19 protein-coding genes are annotated in these 25,747 nt (G+C 67.8%); 6 read left to right on the top strand and 13 right to left on the bottom strand.

Annotated features, from left to right (window positions below; all coding sequences use genetic code 11):
- Positions 1–33 precede the first annotated feature (33 nt).
- From IAI59_RS18645 to IAI59_RS18655, 3 genes are all read left to right on the top strand, one after another.
- Positions 34–1,602, top strand: coding sequence for an ABC transporter substrate-binding protein (locus IAI59_RS18645; RefSeq protein WP_207415883.1), 1,569 nt, complete (start codon positions 34–36; stop codon positions 1,600–1,602).
- Positions 1,603–1,635: 33 nt separating this feature from the next.
- Positions 1,636–2,676, top strand: a complete 1,041-nt coding sequence (locus tag IAI59_RS18650; protein ID WP_207415884.1) for a serine hydrolase domain-containing protein — start codon at positions 1,636–1,638, stop codon at positions 2,674–2,676.
- A 225-nt stretch (positions 2,677–2,901) separates the two neighbouring features.
- Positions 2,902–3,990, top strand: a complete 1,089-nt coding sequence (locus tag IAI59_RS18655; RefSeq protein ID WP_207415885.1) for a serine hydrolase domain-containing protein — start codon at positions 2,902–2,904, stop codon at positions 3,988–3,990.
- Positions 3,991–4,537: 547 nt separating this feature from the next.
- Here IAI59_RS18655 and IAI59_RS18660 read toward each other — a convergent pair.
- On the bottom strand, positions 4,538–5,470 hold the full coding sequence (locus tag IAI59_RS18660) for a LysR family transcriptional regulator (RefSeq protein ID WP_207443874.1): 933 nt from the start codon (positions 5,468–5,470) through the stop codon (positions 4,538–4,540).
- 98 nt (positions 5,471–5,568) lie between these two features.
- Between IAI59_RS18660 and IAI59_RS18665 the strand changes: the two genes are divergently transcribed.
- Positions 5,569–6,561, top strand: coding sequence for a Bug family tripartite tricarboxylate transporter substrate binding protein (locus IAI59_RS18665; protein WP_207415887.1), 993 nt, complete (start codon positions 5,569–5,571; stop codon positions 6,559–6,561).
- A 19-nt stretch (positions 6,562–6,580) separates the two neighbouring features.
- Here IAI59_RS18665 and IAI59_RS18670 read toward each other — a convergent pair whose 3' ends face one another.
- From IAI59_RS18670 to IAI59_RS18710, 9 genes are all read right to left on the bottom strand, one after another.
- On the bottom strand, positions 6,581–7,981 hold the full coding sequence (locus IAI59_RS18670) for an amidase (RefSeq protein WP_207415888.1): 1,401 nt from the start codon (positions 7,979–7,981) through the stop codon (positions 6,581–6,583).
- An 11-nt stretch (positions 7,982–7,992) separates the two neighbouring features.
- On the bottom strand, positions 7,993–9,591 hold the full coding sequence (locus tag IAI59_RS18675; protein ID WP_207415889.1) for an ABC transporter substrate-binding protein: 1,599 nt from the start codon (positions 9,589–9,591) through the stop codon (positions 7,993–7,995).
- Between the two features lie 52 nt (positions 9,592–9,643).
- Positions 9,644–10,714 carry an AbrB family transcriptional regulator gene (locus IAI59_RS18680; RefSeq protein WP_207415890.1) on the bottom strand — a complete coding sequence of 357 codons (1,071 nt, stop codon included), beginning with the start codon at positions 10,712–10,714 and terminating at the stop codon, positions 9,644–9,646.
- A 454-nt stretch (positions 10,715–11,168) separates the two neighbouring features.
- Positions 11,169–12,386, bottom strand: a complete 1,218-nt coding sequence (locus IAI59_RS18685; RefSeq protein ID WP_207415891.1) for a M20 family metallopeptidase — start codon at positions 12,384–12,386, stop codon at positions 11,169–11,171.
- Positions 12,383–13,975, bottom strand: a complete 1,593-nt coding sequence (locus IAI59_RS18690) for an ATP-binding cassette domain-containing protein (RefSeq protein ID WP_207415892.1) — start codon at positions 13,973–13,975, stop codon at positions 12,383–12,385. Before IAI59_RS18690 ends, IAI59_RS18685 begins: the two co-directional genes overlap by 4 nt.
- The gene (locus IAI59_RS18695; RefSeq protein ID WP_207415893.1) at positions 13,972–14,802 is read right to left on the bottom strand and encodes an ABC transporter permease; all 831 of its coding nucleotides are present in this window, start codon (positions 14,800–14,802) and stop codon (positions 13,972–13,974) included. Before IAI59_RS18695 ends, IAI59_RS18690 begins: the two co-directional genes overlap by 4 nt.
- Positions 14,795–15,742, bottom strand: a complete 948-nt coding sequence (locus IAI59_RS18700; RefSeq protein WP_207415894.1) for an ABC transporter permease — start codon at positions 15,740–15,742, stop codon at positions 14,795–14,797. Before IAI59_RS18700 ends, IAI59_RS18695 begins: the two co-directional genes overlap by 8 nt.
- A gap of 4 nt (positions 15,743–15,746) precedes the next feature.
- Positions 15,747–17,303, bottom strand: coding sequence for an ABC transporter substrate-binding protein (locus IAI59_RS18705; protein ID WP_207415895.1), 1,557 nt, complete (start codon positions 17,301–17,303; stop codon positions 15,747–15,749).
- Between the two features lie 66 nt (positions 17,304–17,369).
- Positions 17,370–18,710: a M20 family metallopeptidase gene (locus tag IAI59_RS18710; protein ID WP_207415896.1), complete on the bottom strand. Its 1,341-nt coding sequence runs from the start codon at positions 18,708–18,710 to the stop codon at positions 17,370–17,372.
- A 52-nt stretch (positions 18,711–18,762) separates the two neighbouring features.
- On the opposite strand from IAI59_RS18710, the gene IAI59_RS18715 reads away from it, so the two are divergent.
- Complete coding sequence (locus IAI59_RS18715; protein ID WP_207415897.1) at positions 18,763–19,518, top strand: GntR family transcriptional regulator; 756 nt, start codon at positions 18,763–18,765, stop codon at positions 19,516–19,518.
- Positions 19,519–20,018: 500 nt separating this feature from the next.
- Here IAI59_RS18715 and IAI59_RS18720 read toward each other — a convergent pair whose 3' ends face one another.
- Positions 20,019–21,425, bottom strand: a complete 1,407-nt coding sequence (locus IAI59_RS18720) for an amidase (RefSeq protein ID WP_207443876.1) — start codon at positions 21,423–21,425, stop codon at positions 20,019–20,021.
- A gap of 105 nt (positions 21,426–21,530) precedes the next feature.
- On the opposite strand from IAI59_RS18720, the gene IAI59_RS18725 reads away from it, so the two are divergent.
- The gene (locus IAI59_RS18725) at positions 21,531–22,094 is read left to right on the top strand and encodes a TetR/AcrR family transcriptional regulator (protein WP_207443878.1); all 564 of its coding nucleotides are present in this window, start codon (positions 21,531–21,533) and stop codon (positions 22,092–22,094) included.
- 75 nt (positions 22,095–22,169) lie between these two features.
- Here the strand turns inward: IAI59_RS18725 and IAI59_RS18730 are convergent, their stop codons facing one another.
- Together IAI59_RS18730 and IAI59_RS18735 are read right to left on the bottom strand one after the other, a co-directional pair.
- The gene (locus tag IAI59_RS18730; protein ID WP_207415899.1) at positions 22,170–23,288 is read right to left on the bottom strand and encodes a TroA family protein; all 1,119 of its coding nucleotides are present in this window, start codon (positions 23,286–23,288) and stop codon (positions 22,170–22,172) included.
- 8 nt (positions 23,289–23,296) lie between these two features.
- Positions 23,297–25,336 carry a TonB-dependent siderophore receptor gene (locus tag IAI59_RS18735; RefSeq protein ID WP_207415900.1) on the bottom strand — a complete coding sequence of 680 codons (2,040 nt, stop codon included), beginning with the start codon at positions 25,334–25,336 and terminating at the stop codon, positions 23,297–23,299.
- Positions 25,337–25,747: the final 411 nt, after the last annotated feature.

The following is a 25,747-nucleotide window of genomic DNA, read 5'->3' on the forward strand; positions in this document are numbered from 1 at the left end:
CCGCCAGACCCGACCCGCTGAAGGCACCCTGCCATGATCTGTCGCGCAAGCATTTCCGCCGCATGCTTCCTGCTGCTCAGCACGGCGCTGCAGGCGGAAAGCCTGACCATTGGCATGGCAGGGGCGGTGACCTCGGTGGACCCACATTTCCACAACGCCTCGCCCAACAACAGCCTGGCCATGCAGATCTTCGACCGGCTGGTCGAGCGTAGCGCTTCCGGTCAGCTTCAGCCCGGCTTGGCCGAGAGCTGGGCTCCAGCTGGCGAAACGGCCTGGGAATTCCACCTGCGCTCCGGCGTGCGCTGGCACGACGGCACGCCGCTGCTGGCGGACGATATTGCCTTCAGCTTGCAGCGCGCCCGCAACGTGCCCAACAGCCCTGGCGGCTTCGGCGGGTTTCTCCGCAACGTGGGCAAAGTGACCGCCATTGCCCCCGGTATTCTGCGCATCGAGACGCTCGCCCCGTCGCCTGGCCTGCCGGGGGACCTTGCCAACGTCGCCATTGTATCGCGCCACGCAGGGGAAGCTGCCGGCACTGCCGACTACAATTCGGGCGCCGCCGCGATCGGCACCGGCGCCTTCCGGCTCGGACGCTTCAGCCCGGGGGAACGCGTGGTGCTGGAGCGCAACCCGAACTGGTGGGGTGACAGGCCCGTTTGGGATACGGTCACCTATCGCATGATGCCGAACGCTGCGAGCCGGACCGCCGCCATCCTGTCACGTGACGTCGACATGATCGAGATGCCCGCGGCGGCCGATCTGCCTCGCCTGCGGGCCGCCCCGGGCGTAACGGTGGCCAGCGGCGCCGGGCTGCGGGTGATCTATCTGGCACCTGCTCATGCGGCGGCAGCACCTGGCGACAACCTCGTGACGGCCGCTGACGGCTCGCCGATGCGGGAAAATCCCTTGGCCAAGCGAGAGGTACGGCAGGCCCTGTCGCTGGCTATCAACCGCGCCGCTGTGACGGAGCGCATCATGGAGGGCACCGCGACACCCACCGTGCAGTTCCTGCCGGCCGGCACCTTCTCCTACGATAAGGCGATGCCGGTGCCAGAGGCCGCGCCCGACAAGGCGCGGGCGCTGCTCCGGCAGGCAGGCTACCCGGATGGCTTCCGTTTGACGCTGCACGTGCCATCCGACCGCTACCCCAATGCGCCGGCGGTGGGGCAGGCCGTGGCGCAGATGTGGACGCGCATTGGCGTGCGCACCAGCCTCGTGTCGCTACCGTGGAGCGCCTACTCCGCGCAGCGGGAACACTTCGCGGTTGGCATGCTGGGTCTCGGCAACGCGACGTTCGATGCCACCTCCATGTTGGTCAATGGACTCGGCACCGTTGACGCCGCCAAGGGCACCGGCGCGCTGAACGACAGCGGCTACAGCAATCCGGCACTCGATGCCCTGACGGCGCGGGCCACTGCCACCTTTGACGATGCGGCGCGTGAGGCGCTGCTGGTGGAGGCAACGCGCTTGGCGGTGACGGATGCCGCCATCATCCCGCTTTATCACCAGAGCAACACCTGGGCGATGCGCAAGGGCTTGTCCTATGTGCCGCGTGTCGATGAGCGCACGCTCGCCAAGGATGTCCGGATCTCCGGCCGCTAGCGCCATCTTATCCCCCCTATCAGGATCACTGCCATGAGTGCTTCGGCCGCCGCCCCCCCGGTTCCCGGGACGGACTGGGACCGCTTCTCCAGCCCGATGGAGGCCGGCTTCGACGCCGGGGGCCTTGTGGCTCTCGACGCGCGGCTGGACGCGCTACCCACCACCTCGCTGATGGTCTGCAGGGGCGCGCGCGTGGTGCATAGCTATGGCGACGTGTCGGAGCAAAGCTACCTGGCATCCACCCGCAAAAGCATCCTGTCGATGCTGTATGGCCCCCATGTCGCGAACGGTACCATCGACCTGTCGTTGACGCTGGAGCAGCTTGGCATCGATGATGTCGAAGGCCTGACATCGGCCGAGCGGCAGGCCACCATCCGCGACGTGCTGAAAAGCAGCTCCGGCGTGTACTATCCTGCCGGCAGCCCGGGCGGCGATGACGCCGGTACGCCCGCGCGTGGGTCGCAGCGCCCCGGAGCGTATTTCCACTACAACAATTGGGACTTCAACGTCGCAGGCGCGATCTTCGAACAGCTGACAGGCACCAGCGTGCATGATGCGCTGGGCGACCAGCTTGCCGTGCCACTCGGCTTTCAGGACTTTGACCTGAGCCGGCAGCGCATGCTGGGCTACCCGGACAAGTCACGCTTTCTGGCCTATCACATGTTTCTATCGGCACGGGACATGGCACGCATCGGCCTGCTGGCATTGCGGCGCGGCGACTGGGGCGGGCGGCAGCTCATCCCGCCCGCATGGATCGACGAAAGTACCCGGACGCAGATCGATGCGACGGAAATGCAGGGGAAGTACCGGGACGGGCCCTATGGCTACGGTTACTACTGGTGGACGCCGCGCGACCCGGCGCCGCAATGGCGCGGGGCGTTCCAGGCCTCGGGACATTTTGGCCAGTTCCTGCTCTGCCTGCCAGCGGTGGATCTGGTGATCGTCCATCGCCGCGCTGTCAGCGACGCCAAGGCAATGGCGCGCAATGCCGGGATCGACAAGACGGAGGAGCCCGCTGTCTCCGCCGGGCAATTCCTGGAGATCGCCGGCATGGTGGTGGCGGCCTTGCGCTGACACAGCCACCTTGCGCCGCCTGATCGGTGCCGTGTCAAGGTGCCAGTAGGTGAAGGAAAACGATGGGGCGTAGCTATGACTGTGCCCCCGGTAGACGCTGGTGGCCGTCAAGTCCAAACTCTTGGCCTGACGCACCAAGCAAAGGCCACAAGCCGCTATGCCTGCGTCTGTCTTCCGCCGCCGGACGGCATCCGGCGACCGCTTTGCGTCGCGAGATCAAGATCCATGACGGTTGACGCCACCCTTTCCCGCCGCGCGCTGCTTGGCTGCGCTGGATCCATACTGGCTTCGGCACGCTCAGCCGCTGCCGACCAAACGGCATTCCCCGGCGGCACCTGGGCCACCGGGCCCGCCGTCCCGCCCGCTGCCGGCTTCGCGAAGGTAGAACAGGCACTGAGTGCCTTGCCCAGCACCGCCATGATGGTGGTGCAGGGCGGCCGCGTGGTGTGGCAGTGGGGCGAGGTGGCGGAGATTAGCTACCTCGCCTCCGCGCGCAAAAGCATCCTGTCCATGCTGTATGGTCGTGCGGTGATGGACGGTACCATCGATCTGGACCGCACAGTGGGCGACATTGGTATCAATGATGTCGGTGGTCTGCTGCCGGTGGAGCGCACGGCACGGGTGCGGGACTTGCTGACCGCGCGGTCGGGCGTTTATCACCCCGCCGGCAGCCCGGGCAGCGACCCAAGCACGCCCGCGCGGGGCTCGAAGCAACCCGGCACCTATTTCTTCTACAACAACTGGGACTTTAACGTCGCAGGCGCAGTGTACGAGCGGTTGGCTGGCCGTACCGTGTTCAAGGCCTTCGAGGAGGACCTCGCCGAACCGCTGCAGATGCAAGACTACGACCCGACGCGCCAGCGGATGCTCGGCTTCACCGATCAGTCGGCATACCTCGCCTACCACTTTTTCCTATCGGGGAGGGACATGGCGCGGCTCGGGCTCTTGATGACACGTGGTGGTCAATGGAATGGGCGGCAGCTGATACCCGCGGCATGGGTGCGTGACAGCACTTCGCTGCACGTCCCTTCCGCCGAGATGAGCGGCCCGTTCAAGGATGGCGGCCTGGGCTATGGCTATCTCTGGTGGGTGCCGGAGCGTGCAGAGCCGGCTTGGCAGGGCGCCTTTCTCGCCAACGGTAACTACGGCCAGTTCATCCTCGGCCTGCCCGCCATCGACACTGTGGTCGTGCACCGCCGCGCCGTGACGGACGCCTTCGCCGTCGGCCGCAACATGGGCACGGACAATACCTCGCCAAGCGCTGTATCGCCCCGGCAATTCCTGCAACTGGTGGATACCCTGTTGGCGCCGTGACCGGGTTTGCTAACCATGGAACTGCTGTGTCGCGTCAAACTGACGTGGCCGCGGCGGAAGATCACATCCACGGTGCGCAACATCTCTGGCTTTATCAATCGGCGGTGGATCAACACCGCATGCGGCACCGCCCGCATCGACAGCTGCGCCGGCGTAATCATGAAGAACCCCGCCTGCACCAGCCCCAGGGCGTCTCTTGACCATTAAATCCACCGTCGAGTGACGACTATGGGACAGATGCAAGTTCGCAGCATTACAGGCTGTGCCTGGGGACACCGCTATTACTAGCGAAATCACTGAAGAACGCGTCGAACCGAACGTCAACGTCTCCGATGATCTGCCATTACGACCTAGGGCAGATTTGGATTTCAAGGAGGGTATCTGTCGCTCTATCACTGACGTGGTGAAGGATCGTTGCAACGATGCCTGCTACGCCAGTCATGAGAGCCAAGGTTCTGCCTGCCAAAGCTCCATGTCTCGCCGGGCATATTCAATTGATACAATGTTCCCAACCTGCCATGAGTATCTGCTCGATTTACTGCAATGATCAAATCAGCATCTCGCAATCGAGACCACGCGCCGTAGCGGTGTCGCAGAATTCCTGTAATGACGCGCGGAGATGCCGCTCAAAATGCAGCATGATGCGCGACACCGGCTTCTGCCGCGCATAAACGAGGCCCAGCGTCAGTTCGATCTTCGGTTCAAAACGGATGGTCACCACTTCCGGCCTCGGCGGACCGGAAAGGGTGAGGGGGTGCACCAGTGCGATGCCGATCCCCTCGCAGGCCATGCTCAAGGCCGCCGAGGACTGGTTGGTGCCGACCACCCGCATGCGCGAGAAGTCGTGTTCCAGCCTTTCCCGCAGCACCAGCCCCGGCGGGCCGTGTGCGTTCTGCACCACAATGACCTCGTCAATCAGGTCGGCGGGGCGGATGCAGTCGTGGCCTGCCAGCGCGTGGCCGACGGGAACGGCGCAGACCACGGCCATGCGCAGGACCGGCTGCACGGCCACGCCGATCTCGTCGATCGGCATGAAGGCTAAGCCTATGTCGGCTGTGTCCTGCCGGATCTGCTGCAGCACCTTGGCGGCGGTGTGGCTGCCGACCTGCAACTGCACGCGCCTGTGCTCCCTCAGGAAGGAAGCCACGGCGCGGGGTAGCAGCGCGATGAACAACGTAGGCACGCTGGCGATGGAAAGTGAGCCGGCACGAGAATCCCGCAACTCCTCGGCCCGCCCCTTCAGCGACGAGAACTGCGCGAGGATGCGTTCGATATCCGGCATCAGCGCCCGGGCCTCGTCGGTCAACCGGGTGCGGTTGCCGAAGCGCACGGCAATGGGAAAGCCAAGCTGCATCTCCGCCTCCCGCAGCGTCTGGCTGACGGCGGGTTGGGACACGTTCAGCACGCGCGCCGTTTCCGTGACACTGTGCGTGCGCGCGAAGATGCGGATCACTTCCAGCTGGCGAACGCCGAGTTTCATAAGTGATCCGTTATGGAAGCCCCAGGAAAGCGTATTTTCCCTGAAGAAGCTTGAATGGCAAGCTGCGGACATTCCTCTCGCCGCAAGGATCTTTCGCCATGACCAGCAACCGCCTGACCGGCTCCCGTCGCGGCTTTCTCGCCGCCGCCGGCACCCTGCTGGCACGGCCCGCGCTGGCCGGGCCCGGCTTTCCCGACCGCCCACTCCGCATCGTGGTGCCCTTCGCGCCCGGCGGCGTCAGTGACATCCTGACCCGCGCGCTGGCGGAAGCCATGACGCCGGTGCTGGGCCAGTCGATGGTGGTGGAGAACCGCTCCGGTGCCGGTGGCAACGTCGGCGCCGAATACGTCGCCCACGGCTCGCCGGACGGCTACACCCTGCTTTGCGCCAGCCCGGCCACGATGGGCATCGCCAAGCCGCTCTACGGCAAGCTGAGCTATGATCCGGATACCGAACTGCTGCCGGTCGGGCTGATGGGCGCGCAGGCCAACGTGCTGCTGACCAGCTCGAAGGCACTGGCCACACCAAGCCTGGACGGGCTGCTGGCGGCAGCGCGCGCGCGACCCGGGGCACTCAACTTCGGCTCTGGCGGCAGCGGGTCACTGGCGCACCTGACCGGCGAGCTGTTCGCGAAGGATGCCGGCGTGCAGTTGACGCATGTGCCGTATCGCGGCAGCCCGCCCGCCATCGCGGACCTGTTGTCCGGCCAGATCCAGCTGATCTTCGACGCCGTGGTCACGGCACTGCCGCTGTCGCAGGCCGGCGCGCTCCACATCCTCGGTACCGCCACGGCGGCGCGGCAGGACAGCCTGCCGGACGTACCCGCCCTGCCGGAACTCGGCTTTCCCAGCCTGGACGTGCCCAACTGGTTCGGGCTGTTCGCGCCAGCCGGCACGCCGGCGCCCGTACTGGCGAAGCTGCAGCAGGCGATGGCGCAGGTGACCGGCACGGCGCAGTGGCGGGATCAGTTGCGCGCCCGCCATTCCATGCCCCTGGCTCTCACCTCAGGCCCAGAGCTGGACGCATTCCTGGCGAAGGAGCGCGCACGATGGGCGGCGGCGGTGCGGACGAGCGGGGCGCAGGCCGCCTGACGGCCCGCGCCCCCGGAGTTCAGAGCGCGGGCCAGCGGTCCGCCCAGGGATGCGCCGCCTCGTACTGGCGGGCCATGGCGACCAGCGTCCAGTCTCCGCCATAGGGTGCCACCAGCTGAAAGCCGATGGGCAGGCCGGCGGGCGAGGGGTCAGCCGGGATGCTGATGCCGGGAAGGCTGGCCAGGTTGACGATGCCGGTAAAGGCGCGGTGGTGCGGCGGGCCGAACTCCTCCGCCTTCCATTGCAACGCGCCGGAGGAGGGGGTCATCATCAGGTCGTAGTCGCGGAAGAAGCGCGCGAACTGCGCCTGAATGTCGCGGAAGGCCTGCAGCGCGTCCTGATAGTCCATGGCGCTCAGAGCCATGCCTTTCTCTATCATCTCCTCGTAGATTTTGCCGACGCGGCCGCGCCATTCCTTGCCGCGCAGCAGCCAGGCCAGACCGGCGGCACCCACATTGGGCCAGTTCTTCTCGAACAACGCGAGATCGGCGGGCAAGGTGCCCTGTTCCACTATGTGGCCCAGCGCGCGCAGGTTTTCCGCGGCGGCAGCGCAGGCTTCGGCGATCGGTGCGTCCACCGGCCAGTCGCCGAAGCGCGGCACGTAAAGAATACGCATGGGCCGCGCCGGCGGTTCGCCCTCGTCGGCACGAAAGGCCATCGAGCCCCGGTCCTCGTCCAGCGGGCCCTGGATGGCGGCAAGCGCCATGGCCAGGTCATCGGTGGTGCGGGCGATGGGGCCGATGATCTCGGCATCGTGCAGGATGACCGGCAGGCCGCCGCTGCGCGCCACCCGACCCACACTGGGCTTCAGCCCAAGCAGCCCGGTGTAGCCCGCGGGCCGCCGGATGGAGCCGCCGCCATCCGTCCCCAGCGCCACAGGTCCCATGCCGGAAGACACGGCGGACACCGCGCCGCCCGAGGAAGCGCCCGAGGTCAGGGCGGGGTCGTAGGGGTTTCGCGTGGTGCCGAACAGCTCCGTGCTGACATTGCCCCGGCCCAGCGTGAACTCCGAGACATTGGTCTTGCCCAGGATCACCGCGCCCTGGGTGCGCAGCCGCGCCACGGGTGTCTCATCCTGCTGCGGCACGAAATCCGCGAAGGTTTCGCTGCCCCAGGCGCAGCGCAGCCCCGCCACAGTGATGTTGTCCTTGATGCTGACAGGTATGCCGTCGAAAGGGCCGAGCGGCTGGCCGGCGGCGAAGCGCGCGTCGGCCTGGGCGGCGGCCTGCCGCGCGCCAGACTCGTCCAGAGTCGCGAAGGCATTCACCACGGGATTGGCCTGGGCGATGCGGGCGAGGATGGCTTCCAGCGCAACGCTGGGCTTTAGGCTGCCTTGGCGGTAGCGGCGTGCCAGCTCAGTCGCCGTCAGGCGGTGGATGGGGGTGGTGGTGGCCTCGGCGGCCAGGGTGGCTGTGCTCATGGGATGTGCCTTCACTTCCGGGGCAGGACGAACTGGGCCAGGGTCCACTCGTCGGCCCTCGGCTCGTAGGAAAGGCCCGCGCGCGTGGCCCAGAGATTCACCTGGAACAGCAGCGGCACGATGGCATGGTCGGCCATGGCCATCTCGCCCGCCTGCTCCAGCAGGGCGCGCCGCGCTTCCGGTTCCACCGTGCCGAGGGCGCGCCGCAGCAGCGCATCAAATCCGGGGTTGGAATAGCGTCCGCGGTTGGCGGCGCCCATGCCGGTAGCCCGGTCCGGCGTCGCGATGAGCGAGCGCAGGGAGGAGGATGCCTCACCCGTATTGGCGCCGAAGCTCAGCAGCATGGCCGAATAAGCGTAGTTCGGCGCACCGCCCTGGGACAGCAGCATGGAGAAGGGCATGGTCTGCACCTTCGCCGCGATGCCGCTGCGCGTCATCATCTGCGCCACGGCTTGCAACACCTTGTCGTCGTTGGGGAAGCGGTTGTTGGAACCGTGCAAGGTCAGCTGGAAGCCCTTGGGGTAGCCGGCTTCTGCCAGCAGCGCCCGGGCCGTTGGCGCGTCCGCCGGTTCCGGCTGCATCCGTTGGCTGACGCCGAAGAAGCCGGGCGCCAGCACGGCGCCGGCGGGCAGGGCGGAGCCTTCCATCAGCCGCTCCGCCAGCGCGCCGCGATCCACCGAAAGGGAGATGGCCTTGCGAACCCGCGCGTCTCGCAGCGGGTTGGACTGCAGCGGCTGGCCGTCCGGGCCGGCGGCGAAGGGTGTGCTCTGCCGCTCCGTATCGAATGACAGGAAAATCAGGCGATTGGACACGGTGCTCCAGAGCCCGACGCCCGGCCGCTTTTCCAGTGCCGCCCGCTGGCTGCTGGGCACGCCCTCCACCACGTCCACGTCGCCGGCGGCCAGGGCAGCCAGGCGGGCGCTGTCGTCGGGGATGACGCGCAGCGTCACCTGTTGCCATGGCGCGGCGCCGCCCCAGTAATCCGGGTTGCGCGCCAGCACGGCCTCCTGGCCAGGCGTGAAGGCGCGGTAACGGAAGGGACCAGTGCCGACCATGGCCTCGCCGTTGCGGAAGGCTTCGCTCGGCGCGTTGCGGAAGCGAGCCTGCACGATGTCGATCATGGACAGATCGTTGGGCAGCAGAGGATTCGGCGTGACGGTAGTGATGCGGAGCATGTGCTCGCCGATCATGTCCACCGCGGAGATGCCGCGCAGGAACTGGGCGAAGGAGCCTGGGCTGTTGGCGACATCGGGCGCGCGCGCCAGGCTGGCCACCACGTCGGCGGCGGTGAAGGGCGTTCCGTCATGGAAGCGCACGCCCTGCCGCAGCGTGATCTGCCACACCGTGTCGGAAACCGGTGTCCAGGCCGTCGCCAAGCCCGGCACTGGGTTCTGCCGTGCGTCCTGGTGCACCAGCCGATCAAAGACATGCGCGGCCAGCGCATTGTTCGGCATCAGGTTGTGGAAATGCGGGTCGAGCGCGGTGGGGGGCGAGGAGGTGGCGATCACCAGCGACTGCGCCGCGGCGCCGGAAAGCGGGCCAACGACTGCCAGCACGGCGCACAATGCCAGTCCCGGGCGGCGGAACGGGGGCAGGCAGGCCTGGGGCATGGCGGGACGGTGTCCTTCAAAGGGTTTGGCACGACCGGCAGGCGGGCTCACGTCACGCATCCGGTTGCCCCTGCTTCAGGGGGTCGGCGGCATGCCTGGCGGTGATGGACCACATCCAAAGCGGGCTGAGCAGCGTCAGCGCCATCAGACGCACAACGTGGTGCGCGCTGACATAGGATGGGTCGAGATCAAGCGCGAAGGCCATCACGGTCATCGCCTCCACTCCGCCGGGAGCATAGGCAAGCCAGATCTCGGCAAAGGGAAACCCCAGCAGGCTCTGACAAAGCAGGGCGAAGCCGAAGGACAGCATGACGGCGATGGCGGTGCCGATGCAGGCCGGGCGCACGGTGCGCAGCAGCAGGCTGGGCGAGGTGCCGGCGAAGCGACTGCCGATGACCGTGCCGGTCATCACAAAGGCCGCTACCATCAGGGCCGGGTCCAGGCGGCCGGATACGAAGCCCAGCAGGTGCAGCACGCCGCTGCCCAGCATGGCGCCCACCAGCCGCCCACCCGGCACGCCCAGCCGTGCCAGCACCAGGCTGCCAGCGGCCCCGGCCACCAGCATGATGGCCATGTCCGCCAGCGTGGCGGGAGGCGGGGTGGCCAGGGCCAGCGCGGCATGCCCGCCGAAAGCCAGGGCGACCGGCAGCAGGCCGACCAGTAGAAGTTGCCGTAGCGTTTGCGCCAGGGCCACGACAGGGAAGTTGGCGGTGGTGCCGGTAGCCAGGGCCAGCACAGCGGACAGCGCGCCCGGCACCGAGGCCAGCCGCGCCGTGGCCGGGTCCCAGCCATGGATGCGGTGGAGGTAGAAGGAGCCCGCCGCCATTGTGGCGGCGATCGACACCATGAGGATCAACAGGCTGATCGGCCACAGCGTCGCGTCATGCAGTGTGGACGGCGTGACGGCACTGCCCATCGAGGTACCCAGCACGATGAAAGTACCGTCCCTGAGGGTATCAGGCACACGGACAGGCAGGCGGCACAGAGCAGCCAGGGCGACGGCCAGCATGGCGCCGCAAAGCCAGCCCGCCGGCATGCCGACTGCGTTGAGGGCTCCGCCGCCGAGGGCAGCGATGACCAGGGTGCGGATCACCGTCAGCGACGGTGCGGCAAAGCCTGACATCGCTCCGCTGCCCGGGGCGGTCCTCGTCGTCGGCGACTTCACGATGGGATTGGCTCCACGCCCGGGCATTGATGATGACCGCTGGCGGACCAGCGCATTCGTTCGGGCCGGAAGCTTGGCGGAAACACCGTATTAGGGAAAATACAATGATCGAAAGTGCGGATAAGGAATTGCTTATCCTTATGATTATGGGGGACCCCAAAGAGCGCCCTGCACCCCTGGCGCCAAACGCTGTCCCTGAAGGACTTGCTCAATTACTGGTTTCGTCCCTGTCCGGATCACTCAGGCTGGTGCAGCGTGGACGGCAGGACAGAAGGCCTGAAGCTTTGGCATATGTGAGTCTGGGAAGGCTTGCTTCGGGCATGGCAAATTAGCCACTCATGATGACGCCGCGTAGCTCCAGCGCGCAGCAACGCGACGCTGAAGCACGCGACCTCATGACGTCGAAGGCAAGCTAGGCCACTTCGCAGATATCCAGGATCGTCAGCAGGTAGACCCGCACCATGTCGAGGAAATCGACAATGTCCACGCGCTCGTCCGGCATGGTGTTGTAGCGGCCGCCTGGCCCGCAGACGATGCCTTCCATGCCGCCCAGCTTGTAGAGATGCCCGGCGTCGGTGCCGTAATAACCCGGCGGCGTGATGGCACCGGTTGGCTGCGGCGTACCACGGACCGCCATGTAGGCACGGTTGATGGCCTGGACGATGCGGCTCTCGGGCGAGACTTCGAAGGCCGGCATGGGCTGATGTCCGGTCGCGGCCTCCGTGGTCAGGCTGGCGCGCAGGCCGGGGAAGCGAGCCTCGAGTGCGTCCAGCTCGCGCCGCATGTCGGCCAGCGCGCCCTGCTCCGTTTGGCCGGGGGCATAGCGGCCAGAGCCGCGCAGGCGCACGAAGTCTGCCACCTGCGGCGCGCGCCACTCATGCAGTTCCTGCCCCAGGGCACCGCGCACCACGCCCACATGCACGCGGTTGATGCTTTCATGCGCGGGCGAGGCGGCGCCCGAGAAGCGCATGGCATTCAAGCGCGGGATCAGGTCCACGGCGGCGACGATCGCATCCACCGCCTCCTCGCGCTTGGACAGGTGGCGCGTGTCGCCGGTCAGCTCGATCACGAAGGTGAAGGCGGCGGCGTGCATGGTCAGCGCCGCCAGGTCAGTCGGCTCGCTATTGACGAAGTAGTCGGCGCGCAGCCCCTGCTCCATCAGCGCGCGGGTGCCGATGCCGCCCTGCAGCTCGCCCACCACGAAGGTGAGGATGACGTCGCCCTTCAGCTTCACGCCCGCGTCCAGCAGCGTCTTGACGGCGCAGAAATAGGCGGCATCGCCCGCCTTCATGTTGGACACGCCGATGCCGTAGATGAAGTTCTCGTCGACCTTGCCGCCCCAGGGATCGACGGTCCAACCTTCCGTCGCCGGGTTGGTGTCGAGGTGGCCGTTGAACAGCAGGCTCTTGCCGCCGCCCGCACCGCGCAGCCGGCCCACGGCGTTGATGCGCCCACCGGGCACCGGCGTCAGCTCCGTCTCGAGGCCGAGCTCGCGCATGCGCTCGCCCATCGCCTCCACCAGCGTCCGCTCGCCCTCCGTCTGGCTGTAGCTCTTGTGGCGCGCCATGGCGGCCAGCGTGTCGAGGCAGTCCTGCGCATCGATGCGCGCCAGAAGGTCCTCAGGGGTCATGCATTGTGCTCCGGCAGCGCCTCGCCGACCGGCACCGGGGAGGCGGCGATCAGGGCGCGGGTATAGGGGTGGGCGTCATCGCCGCCGATGGCGGCGGCATCGCGCAGGTCCACCATCTCGCCGTTGCGCATCACGGCGATGCGGTGGGCGATCTGGCGGATCAGGTTGAGGTCGTGGGTGATGAACAGGTAGGCAGTGCCGTGCTGGCGTCGCAGCTCCAGCAGCAACTCCACCACCTGGGCCTGCACGGACACGTCCAGCGCCGCCGTGATCTCGTCGCAGATCACCAGCGAGGGACGGGCCGCGAAGGCGCGGGCGATGGCGACGCGCTGCTTCTCGCCACCCGACAGCTGGTGCGGATACTTGGCGGCATAGTCGTGCGGCAGGCGCACCTCCTCCAGCAGGCGCGGGATCTCGGCATCGCTGCCGCCATAGAGCCGCAGCGGCCGCGCCAGGATGGCGCCGATCCGCATGCGCGGGTTCAGCGAAGAATCCGGGTGCTGGAAGACGATCTGCACCGCGCGGCGGTAGTCCCGCCCCATGTCCCGGGCGTGGGTGATCCGTTGCCCCGCCGCCTCGATCCCGCCATCGAAGGACGCGAGGCCGCTGAGCGCGCGGGCCAGCGAGGACTTGCCCGAGCCGGATTCCCCCACCACGCCGAAGATCTCGCCGGGCTTCACCGCCAGCGACACCGCGTGTGTGGCGGGCGGCGGCGCGGGGCGGAACAGCCGGCGGCGGGCGTAGCGAACGCTGATGCCATTGGCCGCCAGCACGGTGCCCGGTGCCGCCTCGTCCCGCACCAGCCGGTGGCCGGGGCGCGGCACGGCGGCGACGAGCTGCCGGGTGTAGGGATGCTGCGGCGCCCGGAACACCGCCTCCGGCGTGCCCTGCTCCACCACCACGCCGCGCTTGAGCACCGCCACCCGATCGGCCACGCGCGACACCAGCGCGAGGTCGTGCGAGATGTAGAGCGCGGAAACCCCCGTGCGCGCCCGCAGCCGCGCGAACAGCTCCAGGATGCGCGCGCCGGTGATGACGTCGAGCGCCGTTGTCGGCTCGTCAAACAGGATCAGCTCGGGGCGGGTGGCGAAGGCGGTCGCGATCACCACGCGCTGCTTCTCGCCGCCGCTGGCCTCGTGCGGGAAGCGGCGCATCAGGGCGGCGGGCTCGCGCAGCTCCACCTCGCGCAGCGCCTCCTCCGCCGCCTCGCGCGCCTCGGCGCGGGACAGGCCGCGATGGCGCATCAGCACCTCGATCACCTGGTCGCCGAGCCGTAGCGTCGGGTTCAGCGCGGTGGAGGGGTCCTGGAACACCATGCCGATGCGCTTGCCGCGCACCGCCGCGATGCCGCGCGCGTCCAGCCCCCGCAGGTCGGTGCCGCCCAGCCGCAGCGCGCCGCCCGCCTCCACCGCGTTGCGCGGCAGGTGGCGCATGATGGCCCAGGCGAGCGAGGACTTGCCCGAGCCGGACTCGCCCACCAGCCCCAGCACTTCGCCCTTGGCGATGTCCAGCGACACATCCACCAGCGCCGGCGCGAGGCCCGCCGCCGTGCGGTAGGACAGGGAATAGTTCTCGACGGAGAGGATCATCGCTCGTCCCTCGGGTTCAGCGCGTCGCGCAGCCCGTCGCCCAGGAGGTTGAAGGCGATGGCGGTGGCCGCGATGGCGACGGAGGGCGCGATGATCACCCAGGGTGCCTGATGCACGAAGCGCCGTGCCTCGGCCACCATCAGCCCCCATTCCGGCGCCGGCGGCTGTGCGCCGAGACCGAGGAAGCTCAGCGTCGCGAACAACATGACCGCGAAGGCGACGCGGATGGTGGTCTCGACGATCACCGGGCCGACCACGTTGGGCAGCATCTCCCGCAGCACGATGAAGGTGGCGCGCTCGCCCCGCGCCTGCGCCGCCTTGACGTAGTCCTGCGCCCGGACGTTGAGGGCGACGGAGCGCGTGACGCGCGCCATGCCGGGGGTGAAGGCGATGGCGATGGCCAGCGTCGCATTCAAGCTGCCCTTGCCCAGGCTGCTGACCAGCAGCAACGCAAGCAACAGGCCGGGGATAGCCATCACGGCATCGACGTTGCGCATGATCGCCTCGTCCCACCGCCCGCCCAGATAGGCGGACAGCGTGCCGATCACGCTGCCGGCCAGCGTGCCCAGCAGGGTCGCGGCCAGCGCCAGCAGCACGGTGGCCCGCGCGCCGGTCATCAACCGGCTCAGCACGTCGCGGCCGAGCTGGTCTGCGCCCAGCCAGTTCAGCGCGCCCGGCGGGCGAAAGCGGCCCATGAAGTCGATCGCCTCCGGGTCGCGCGGGGCGAGGGACGGGCCGAGCAGGCAGAGCAGCAGCAGCAGCGCCAGGATGACGAGGCCGATGGCGCCCTGCGGCGTGCGCCACAGGCGGCGGAGGATGTCAGTCATAGCGGATCCTCCGGTCCAGGAGCGCATAGGCGATGTCGGCGAGCGTGGAGGCGACGGCATAGGTCAGCGCCATGATCATCGCCCCCGCCTGGATGGCCGGCAGGTCGCGCGAGGTGACGGCGACGATGAGCTGCCGCCCGATGCCGGGGATGGCGAAGATCTCCTCCACCACGATGATGCCGCCCAGCAGGTAGCCGACATCCAGCGCCACGATGGTGATGACCGGCAGCAGCGCGTTGCGCAGCGTGTGCCGCAGCAGCACGCTGCGCTCCGGCAATCCCTTCAGCCGGGCGGCGCGGATGTAGTCGCTGTGCAGCACGTCGATCGTCTCGGATCGCACCATGCGCGAGACGTGGGCGACCATGATCAGCGAAACGGTCAGCACCGGCAGCACCAGATGCGCCATGCTGTCCCAGAAATCCTCGCCCGGCGGCACGTAGCCGGTGGCCGGCAGCCATTGCAGCCAGTCGGCGAAGACCATCAGCACCAGGGTCGCGGTGACGAATTCTGGCAGCGACACGCCGAGATAGGACACCAGCCCCGTCACCAGGTCCGCCGCCTTCCCCTGCCGCAGCGCCGCCCAGACGCCGAGCGGGATGGCCACCACCAGCATCAGCGCCAGCGACAGCCCCGCCAGCAGCAGCGAGCGTGACAGCGCCACCAGCATGGTGGGCGCGACCGGCTGCCCGGTGCGCATGGAGGTGCCGAAGTCACCCCCCAGGGCTGCGGACAGCCAGTGCCAGTACTGCAGCCACAAGGGGTCGTTGAGGCCAAGCTGCGCGCGCACGGCGGCCAGGGCCTCCGGCGTCGCGTTCTCGCCCAGGAGGGTCACGGCGGCGTCGGCCGGCAGCACCTGGGTGATGCCGAACACCAGCACGGACACCACCAGCACGGTGTAGCAGACCAGCGCCAGCCGGCGCAGCAGCCACGAAGCGTTCAAGGCCTCAGCCCCGCCGCGGCGCGCCGTCGGCGAGCCAGGCTTGGTCCAGCCGGTAGACGGAGCCGCGCGGATGCGCCGCATAGCCCTGAACATAGGCGCGCCGCGCCTGCAGGATGTCGAAGAAGGCCGGGATGACCGAGGGAACCTGCTCATGCATCATGCCCTGCGCGCGGCCGTAGAGGTCGCGGCGCTTCGCCTCGTCCGTGGTGCCCCGCGCCTCGGCCACCAGCGCGTCGAACTCCTTGTTGTTCCAGCGCGTCTCGTTCCAGGCGGCGTCCGAGGTGTAGAGCAGCGAGAAGATGCCGTCGGCGGTGGGCTGCATGTTGTAGTAGCCGACGTAGAAGTTGCCCTTCTTCCACACCTGGTCGAGGTAGGTGGCGTGCGGCATGGTCTGCACCGTGATGCGGATGCCGGCGGGCCGCGCCATCTCGCGCATCGCGACCGCGAGCTGCGCGCGCGTGCCCGGGGTTTCCGAGGCCACCAGCGTCAGGTCGATGCCGTTGGGGTGCCCGGCCTCGGCGAGCAGCCGCTTGGCCTGGGCGACGTCGGCTTTCTTCAGCGGCATGTCGCGGAAGAAATGGTAGGCGGCGTTCATCGGGCTGTCGTTGCCCGGCGTGCCGTAGCCCTGCGCCACGAAGCCCACCATGGCGGCGCGGTCCACCGTCAAAGCGAAGGCCTGGCGCACCCGCATGTCGTTGAAGGGCGCCACGTCGCAGCCCATGTTGACGTTCAGGAACAGGCCCGACGGCACCCGCATGGCGGCCACGCCGCGCGCACTTTCCAGGCGCGGGAACTCGCCCTGGCCGGCATTGCTCAACAGATCCGTGTCGCCCGAGATCAGCGCGGAGCTTTCGGCGGTGGGGTCGGGAAACACCATCACCTCCACGCGGTCCAGGTAGGGGCGCGCGGGGTCGTAGTAGTTGTCGTTGCGCGTCACGACGATGCGGCGGTCCGGCTCGTAGGACTGCAGCTTGAACGGCCCGGTGCCCACCGCCTCGCGCGACAGGCGGTCGATGTCGCCGGTCGCGAAGCGGGCGGGGATGATGCGGGCGGTGGTGAAGGCCACGGCCACCGGCAGGTCGGCATAGGCGGTCTTCAGGGTGAAGACCACGGTGCGCGCGTCCTTCGCCTCCACCTTGTCGATCGGCCCGACATTGGCGCGGGCGGGGGAGGCAGTCTTTGGGTCCAGGATGGCGCGGAACGTCGCGGCCACGTCCTCGGCGGTGCAGGGGGCACCGTCGTGGAAGCTGATGTTCTCGCGCAGCACGAAGGTCCATTCGGTCAGCGCGTCGTTGCTGGACCAGCGCTCGGCCAGGTCCGGCTCCACCGTCATGTCGTGCTTCAGCCGCGTCAGGTTGCTGTAAAGCAGCTCGGTGACAAGGTATTCCGGGTTCACCCGCGCGCGCAGCGGGTGGATCACGCTTGCGGCTTGGTCCACGGACACGCGCAGCGTGCCGCCGCGGCGCGGGGTCGGGGCGGCAGCCTGCGCGGCGGCGAGGCCGGGCAGCAGAGTGACGGCGGCGGTGCCGGACAGCAGCAGGCGGCGGGTCAGACGGGTCATGTGGGGCTCCATGGGGCAGTCAGTTGGGCCGGTGTGCGGGCGCCGGTTCGGCGTCTTTTGTGGTCTTCATTGTCCCGGGCGGCGCGGGTCACGCGCGGCATCCGCGGCCGGGATCAGCTCCGGGGAAAAATCGGCGGCAAGATAGGCCAGCACGCTTTGGGCCAGTGCTATCAGGTCATGTGTGGTGGTGTGCTCGTCCGGCGCGTGGATGGCATTGTCGGCGCGGCCCAGGCCGGTCAGAAGCACCTCATGCCACCCGGTCGCGCGCTGTACCCAGCCGAAATCGGATGCGCTGGCGGCGCCCCAGGCGCGGAACTCGTCGGGCCGATAGCCGAAGCCCTGGCTCAGCGCCGCCTGCCAGCGCGGCCAATGCGGGCCACGCGGGTCGGCGGTCGGCATCAAATGGCCAACCAAGTCGATCTGCCCCGTGGCGCCGGGTGGCAGGGCACCATGAATGGTGGCCTCGATCTCCGCGTGCGCGGCCGCGAAATCCTCCTCCGGCGGGTAGCGGCGGTTGATCACGAGGGTGAAGGCAGCGGGCACCTGTCCGCCACTGCCGGTGCCACCCTGCGCCGCAACGATGGCGAGGCTGCCCGCCAGCGGCCGCCCCTGCCACCAGGGCGGCGCGGGCAGCGCGGAAGTACGGCGCGCAACGTCGGATTGCAGCCCCAGCAACGCCCGCATCACCGGCACGCCCGCTTCCACCGCATTGACGGCGCCACCCATATCGCCCGCATGGGCACCGCGCCCGATGATGCGCAGTTGCAGGTTGAAAGCGCCAAAGCAACCGGCCCAGATGCGTGCTGCGGCGGTGCCGTTGAAATTCAGCACGTGGCCTTCCAGCAGTCCTTGCTCGGCCAGATAGCGAACTCCGGGGTAAAGGCCGCCTTCCTCATCCGTGCAGAGCAAGAGTTGCGGATCATAGGCCAGGGGCACGCCGCAAGCTTCGGCCGCGCGCAGCGCCAGGAGGGTGGCGGCGATGCTGCCCTTCATATCGGCCGCCCCCAGGCCGTGCAGCCGGTCGCCCTCTCGCGTCAGGGCGAAAGGGTCGCGGGTCCAGCCCTCGGCAGCGGGCACTGTGTCGGTATGGAAATACAGCCCCAGCACCGGACGGCCGGTCCGGCGGGCGGCGATCAGGTTGACCCGTTCCCCCCATGCCGGGCCGCCGGGGACCTTCCAAAGGGCCTCCGGCACGCTGATCCGGCGTGTCTGCAGGCGCAGCGGCGCCACCATTGCCTCAAGCAGTGTCGCAAAATCGGCGTAGCCGGCGCCGGGCGGGAAGGTGGTATCGACCGCCAGCATCCGCGACAGATCCTGCACCGCATCCTCGACATGCGCGGCGATATGGCGGAAGGCCACGTCCAGGCTGGAGGGAGCCCTGGCCCAGGGCGAAAAGGTAGGAAGCATCTGGTCGCCGGCCCAATTTTCTATATTCTATAAAGAATTGAACGGAATTGTCATGCTCTCTGTCAAGACCCGTGCCGCGCCTGCCGCCCGCCCACCCCTCCCGTTGCCGCTGTACGAGCATGTGAAGCGCCAGATGTCGGAGCAGATCCTCATGAGGGTATGGGCACCTGGCGAGGCGATGCCGGGTGAGGTGGCGCTGGCAGCCCAATACGGGGTGGCGGTGGGCACCATCCGGCGGGCACTGGCGGACCTGGTGGCGGAGGGGCTGCTGATGCGACGGCGCAAACTTGGCACCGTTGTCACCGGCCGGGCGCCGCAGCACAGCCTGCGGTTCTTTTTCGAGTATTTCCGGCTCCATGGCGCAGACGGCGCGTTGCTGAATTCCGCCACGCAAGTGCTGTCCGTAGTGGAGGATGCCGCAACGCCGGCAGAGGCCGAAGCCTTCGGCGACCTCGGCCCCGTTTTGCGCCTGCACCGGTTGCGCCTGCTGGACGGCCGCCCCGCCATGCACGAGCGGATCCTACTGCCCTTGGCCCGGCTACCCGACTTCCCGCGTACCGTGGAGGCGGTGCCGTCGCTGCTTTATCGCCATCTGCTGGAGCAGTACGACATTCGCGTCGTGGCCGTGCGCGAAAGCGTGACGGCGGAACTGGCAGAGGCCGAAGATAGCGTGCTGCTGCGCCTGGACGCACCGGCTGCCCTGCTGGTGATTCACGACACCGGCTATGACCAGGCCGGCGCCCCCGTGATCCTGGGCCATCACCGGTTCACGACGCAGGAAACGCGCTACCTCAACGAAGTGCGGTGAGTGAGCAAATTGCTCCGGAGTGGCTGCGGACCCGCGACGCATCGCATGGAAAACATGCCCATGCCAGCGTGGACCATCCTTCCGCTATTCGACATGATCACCGCCAGAGATGATGTTTTGAGCTAGGTGCCCGTCCTTCGGTTGGTCCAGCGTCAGCAGCTTGCGGGAGACGAGGACCAAGCGGTGCGCCGACGGGAGGTGGATGCGCTGGACCACCGCCGCCGCGTGCAATGGACGGGAAGCTATATGGCAAGCGATGCCGGGCTGGAATGGGTACGCGAGCCATAGGGCCTCGATCGCGCCAAGGCAGTGCATCGCAACGCAGGGCGGGTCGCTGCAACAATGCGCCTGCGGCACCACATCTGTGGTTCGACGCTGTCGGTCACAACTTTATTAGGCGGCCTTCGCAGCTTGGGATGGCTGCACGCACAGTATCTGTACGTTTTGCCCGCTGATAGAACCAGGAGGCGCCCCAGCCGAGCGCCACCAAGTCACTAGATTCAGATGTTCGGAAAAAGGCCTTGGACCGGGCTCACGCTTTCCAGAAGCGAGGCGACATGCAGGATCGTCGCTTCAGCATGCCAAGCGCCCACGAGTTGCACGTTGATCGGCATGCCGCTCCGGCTTGTTCCGAACCGCATGGAGAGACCCGGGAGGCCGGTGACGTTGAGGGGGACGGTCGCACCCTGAAGATAGGTCGCATCGACCTCCTGGCCATCGATCGCGAATTTGTCGGCGCCATGGTGGTGCGCCGGGATCGGCAGCACTTGGGTGATCAGCGCATCGAAGCGGGAAAAGTAGTCGGCATATCCATCGCGCAGCCGCTCGGCGGCTTGCTCGGCGTCGATGAAGTCAGCCATCGAGGTGTCGGGCAGCGACAACATGGTCTTCGCCATCCGGTACATCTCGCCTTCGTGGCCACGCGTCGCTTCGCGGAAGGCGGGCTTCATTTCCATGACATGCAGTCGGTTGAAGACATCGAGCGCGAAGTCACGCTCCAGCGCCGGGATACCGACAGGCTCGACCTGCACGCCGAAGGTTGCGAGGGCCTCCGCCGCGGCCCTGACGGTCGCCACAACCTCGGGATCGACAGGCCCGAAGCCAGGCCCCACCATCCAGCCGACCCGCAACGGGCGGTCGGACTGCGGGCCGGCCCCCACCTCCGCCCGGCCGGCGATGGTGGCGAAGGCGTCTTGCCCATCCGGGCCCGCGAGCAGCGAAAAGGCCAGGGCGACATCGCGGACCGAGCGCGCCATCGGTCCGACATGCCAGAAGCGGCGCGGCGCGCGCGGCCAGATGCCGGTCATCGGCACGCGGCCATGCGTCGGCTTCAAGGAGGTGATGCCCGTCTGCGCCGCGGGACCGCGCACCGAAATCGCGAGATCGGTACCGAGGCCCAGCGGGGACATGCCCGCCGCAATGGCCGCAGCCTCGCCGCCGCTGGAGCCACCTGGCGTGCGTGCCAGGTCCCAGGGGTTGTTGGAGCGCCCCGAAAGGAGGTTGTCGCTTTCGATCCAGTAAGAGAATTCCGGCAGGTTGGTCTTGGCGAGCAGGATGCCGCCCGCCGCCTTCATGCGGGCGACACTGGTGGCGTCCCGCGCCGGGGTGCGGCCCCGGAAAATGGGCGAGCCTCGCTGGGTCGGAACACCGGCGGTGTCGATGGAATCCTTGGCGGTGAAGGGCACGCCGTGCAGCGGGCCGAGCGGCTCGCCGGCCATGACGGCGGCCTCGGCAGCCTTGGCAGCATTCAGCGCATCAGGAGCCACCGTGACGATGGCATTGACCTGCGGGTCGACGCCTCCGATGCGGTCGAGGTGCGCCTGCACGACCTCGACGGGCGAGACCTCGCGGCTGCGGATCAGTTCGGCGAGCTGGGCGGCGTCGAGGCGGAACAACGAATCGGACATTCTCAAATTCCCTATCTATCAGTTGGTAGGTAAAGCCTATGGCTTCACATTGGGCCCGTCAACGCCTATCTATCACTTGATAGAAAAATGTGGGACGAGGCTGGAATGAGCTCGAATGTGCGGGAAGACATCATGGCCGCCGCCCGGCGCGCCGCGCAGGCCCACGGCTACACCGGGCTGAACTTTCGTGAGCTGGCGGCCGAGATCGGCATCAAGAGCGCCAGCATCCACTATCACTTCCCCACCAAGACCGACCTCGGCGCCGCCGTGGCCAAGCGCTACTGGGAGGACTCCCAGGCTGTCTTGGACAGCCTGTGGAATGGCGGAGCCGATCCCGCCGGCGCCTTGCGCGCCTATCCGGGCACGTTCCGCCAATCATTGGAGAACGGCAACCGCATCTGCCTGTGCAGCTTCATGTCCGCCGAATATGACGACCTGCCGGACCCGGTGAAGACGGAGGTCTCCGCCTTTGCCGAAATCAATCTGGCTTGGCTGGCCCGGGTCCTGGCAGCGGCCACCGGGCAAGATGCCGCGGCCTGCGGGCGGCGCGCCAGCGCCATCTTCGCGGCCGTGGCCGGGGCCCAGCTGATGGCCCGCAGCCGAGCGGATATCGCCCTCTTCGACGGCGCGATCGAGGGCTACCGGGAGGCGGGGCTGCTGCCAGCCTAGCGGTGCGGGCCTTTTGCGGTTTGCGACCGGGACAGAGGCCGCCGTGCGTTGCCGGCTTGAAGACGCGCCACGCCGTCAGCCGCTGAGAGATGTCCAGTACGTGCCCTGAAACGGAACCGCGCTGAAGCGTTTGTTGAAGGCTTCCATGGTCGGGCGGGGGTCGAACATCGCGCGGGCATCAGGGTGTAGCCAACCGGCCAGCGCCTCCAGCGCCACCAGATGCTGTGGCATCTCGTTGAACCCGTGCCACAGCGCGAAGGCGCGGCCGTCGGCGACGGGCGGCAGTTCCGCCAGCCCCTGTGCCCGCAGCATATCCGCCAGGCTGCGCGCCGCGAGATCGGGCGCGATGCCAGCACCCAGGGAGACACCGCCACGTCCGTTGTAGACGCCGCCTGTGGTGACATAGGCATCGGCCGGATGCGTCAGCACGTATTCCTTGTGCAGCTGGCCCAAAGGCCGCCGCAACAGGTCGGCCGCGATGCTGCGGGCCGCCACGCGCAGCAGCAGGGCGGCAAAGCTTCCCTGGGCGATGGAATAGCAGCATTCCCGCCCTCCACCGTGGTTGTGCAGCAGGACGCGTTGCGTCGGGGGGCTGTGGTCGGCGAACCAGCGGTCCAGCCGGGTGAGCCCTGCCGCATAGAACTCCGATAGCGCCGCCGCCTGCGATGGGCGACCGAGCAGCGCTCCCAAAATGCCGATGCTGGGTAGAGTGTCCCGCAATGGCTCCGCCATGCAGTCGATCACGGCGACAGGGATGCCGAGCGCGGCGACTTTGTCCAGCGTTTCGCCGCGCCCCTCGGCATCCACGGCACCCGCATTCATGCGGTTCAGCAGGATGAGGTCAGGCTGGAGCTGCACCACCGCTTCGAGCGACATATCGCCCAGCACGCGGCGGCCAAGCTGCGGCACCGTGTCGATCTCGGGAAAGCGCTTCCGCCACAGGCTGTATTCATCGGGCAGCACCACCGGAAGGTCGCTCGCCCAGCCGGCGAGCAGCGACACCGGATCGGGATGCAGCAGCCCCATCAGGCTGAGCAGCCGCCCCTGGCCGAGCACGATGCGGCGCGCCGGCCGGTCCAGCCGCACGCTCCGTCCCAGGAGATCGGAAACGACAACTGTTTCCTGCGCCCGCACCAGGGCCGGCGCGGCGACGGCAAGGCCGGCAGCGAGCAGCGCGCGGCGTCGCAGGGGCACGCGGCCGCTCAAAACCGTACCGTGGCGCTGGCGATCACCTGGAGAGGCTCCCCCACGGCGACCCCGAGGTTGGTTCCGATCGAGGAGGTGTAGTAGGTCCGGTCGAACATGTTCTTGACGTTCACCTGCAGCCGCAGCGGCGTGTCCTGCACGCGGGTGTCATAGGCTACGAAGGCATCGAACGCCTGATAGGCCGGAAGGGCGAAGCTGTTGGCGCGGTCGCCTTCTCTCGCGCCCATGTGGCGGCCGCCAAAGCCGGCGCGCAGGCCTTCCGAGCCCAGCACGGCACCGAAATCATAGGTCAGGAACAGCGCGGCGGTGTGGCGCGGCACCAGGGCCGGGCGGTTACCCTTGATCTCCGGGTCATCCGTGACCTCGGCATCGGTGAAGGCGTAGCTGCCGATGACGCTGAGCTGCGGCGTGATCCGCCCGGCGAAGTCCGCCTCGACGCCACGCGAGCGGACCTCGCCCGCCGTGGCATTGAAGCTGACACCGCCGATCTCGTACCGGTACAGCACATTCTGCTTGACGATGTCGAAGGCCGCGACGGTGGCTGTCAGTCCATCCAGCAGGTCGAACTTGGCACCCACTTCCCAGGAATCGCCGGTTTCCGGCGGGGGCGCGCCATAGGCGTTGGCGATGGAGGAGTTCGGCTTGAAGGACTGGCTGTAGCTGGCATACAGCGACACGTCCGGCCGCAGTTTGTAAACGAGGCCGAGCCGCGGCACCACGCGGCTGTCGTTGCTGTCGGTGTTCAGATTGAAGGGTCGGCCCTTGCCGGCCACCTGGTCGAAATGCTGGAAGCGGAGCCCGCCCACCACGATCCAGCGGTCATTCAAATGGATCGCATCCTGTGCGTAGACGGATTCGGTGATCAGCCGCTCTGTCTGGTCGCTGTCCGCAGCGGCGCCGATCCGGCCCGGGGGCGCCAGAAGGCCGTAGACCGGATGAGAGATGTTGAAGCCGCCCCGGTTGACACCGCGCACCAGCTCCGCCCGGCGGGTACTGCTGTAATCGTAGGAGATGCCGAACAACAGGTCATGCCGCATGCCCAGCAGCTCGGCCTGTCCGGTGAGATCGGCCCGCAGAGCGTGCGAAAACATGGCTGAATCCTCGGTCGCATCGGCGCGCCGGGTCAGCTGTCCGGTCCTGGCATTGTAGCTGATGATGCGGGCGTTCTGGTCCGCGTAGTTGTTCAGGCTGTAGGCGTAGCCGGCGGACAGGCTCCAGTTGTCGTTGATCCGGTGCGTCCCCCGCAACGTGGCGTAGTCGGTGTAGCCGCGAGACACATTAAAGGGTTCGTCGAAGCGCGCCCGGCGGGATGCCGGCACGGCCCTGCCGGTCGCCGGGTCGAAGACGGTGCCACGGTCGAAGGGCACCGCGTAGTCCTCATGGAAATAGGAGGCCTCCAGCGTGGTGTCGGCGCCGTACCACGCGAGCGAGGGCGCGATCTGCGTGCGCTTGAGGCTGCCAAAATTCCGCCAGTACTCTTGGTTCTGATAGTCACCAGACAGGCGGAAGGCCAGGCCATGCTCGCCCAGGGGGCCGGTGGCATCGAAGCCGGTGGAACCACCACCAAAGCTGCTGCCGCGCAGCGCCAGGACGCCTTGCTGCTGCAATTGCGGCCGTCGGGTCCGGACGTTGACCAGGCCGCCGGGGTCCAGGATGCCGTAGAGTGCCGATGCCGGACCCTTCAGCACCTCCACATAGTCGGTCATCACCGTGAAGCTGCGCGGCACCACAGTGCGCAATCCGTCGATCATGATGGAGCCATCGCGATTGTCGCCGAAGCCCCGGCGAAGAAAGGCATCCTGTGTGCCGCCGAGGTTGTTGGCCTGAGCGATGCCGCTGACATTGGCGAGCGCATCGTCCAGCGAAGCGGCCTGCTGGTCCTGCAACACCTCGCGCGGCACGACGGCAATGGCCTGCGGCACGTCGAGGATCGGTGTTGCTGTGATGCTGCCCAGCGTGCTGTCCAGGGGCTGATAACCAGCATTCGCGGATGACCGGCCTCGGACCTCGACGGTCGGCAACAACAGCGGCGCCATGGAGTCCTGAGCCCAGCCTGATCCGGCGGGGAGGACACTGCCGCAGGCGGTGGTGACAAGAAGCAGGGCGCGGGGGTGTGGAAGACGCACGGGCATGTCCCTTTGGTGCAGGCAAGGCGAAGGCCGGGGCATGGGCCATGGCGCCAATCGTCAGGCAGGCACGCGAATAAGAATGATTCTCAATGAAGTCAAGTTGAGAAGGGACGCATGGTTGCCGCTCAGGCGCCAAGCGTCCCCCGACCCTGCTCCCTTCTTTTGGGACATCGCGAGGAGCACACACCTTTCTGGTTCTTCGCCGCCTGGGCCTTTGATCGATGACGCTTCGGCCCGCTTGACGAGACATCGGGCGAGGCCAGGGTGCACCGACGTCAACGACCGCTGGTGTGGCATGCCATGGTGCGTATAATTGCG

This window comes from Roseomonas haemaphysalidis (assembly GCF_017355405.1).
Lineage (GTDB): Bacteria > Pseudomonadota > Alphaproteobacteria > Acetobacterales > Acetobacteraceae > Pseudoroseomonas > Pseudoroseomonas haemaphysalidis.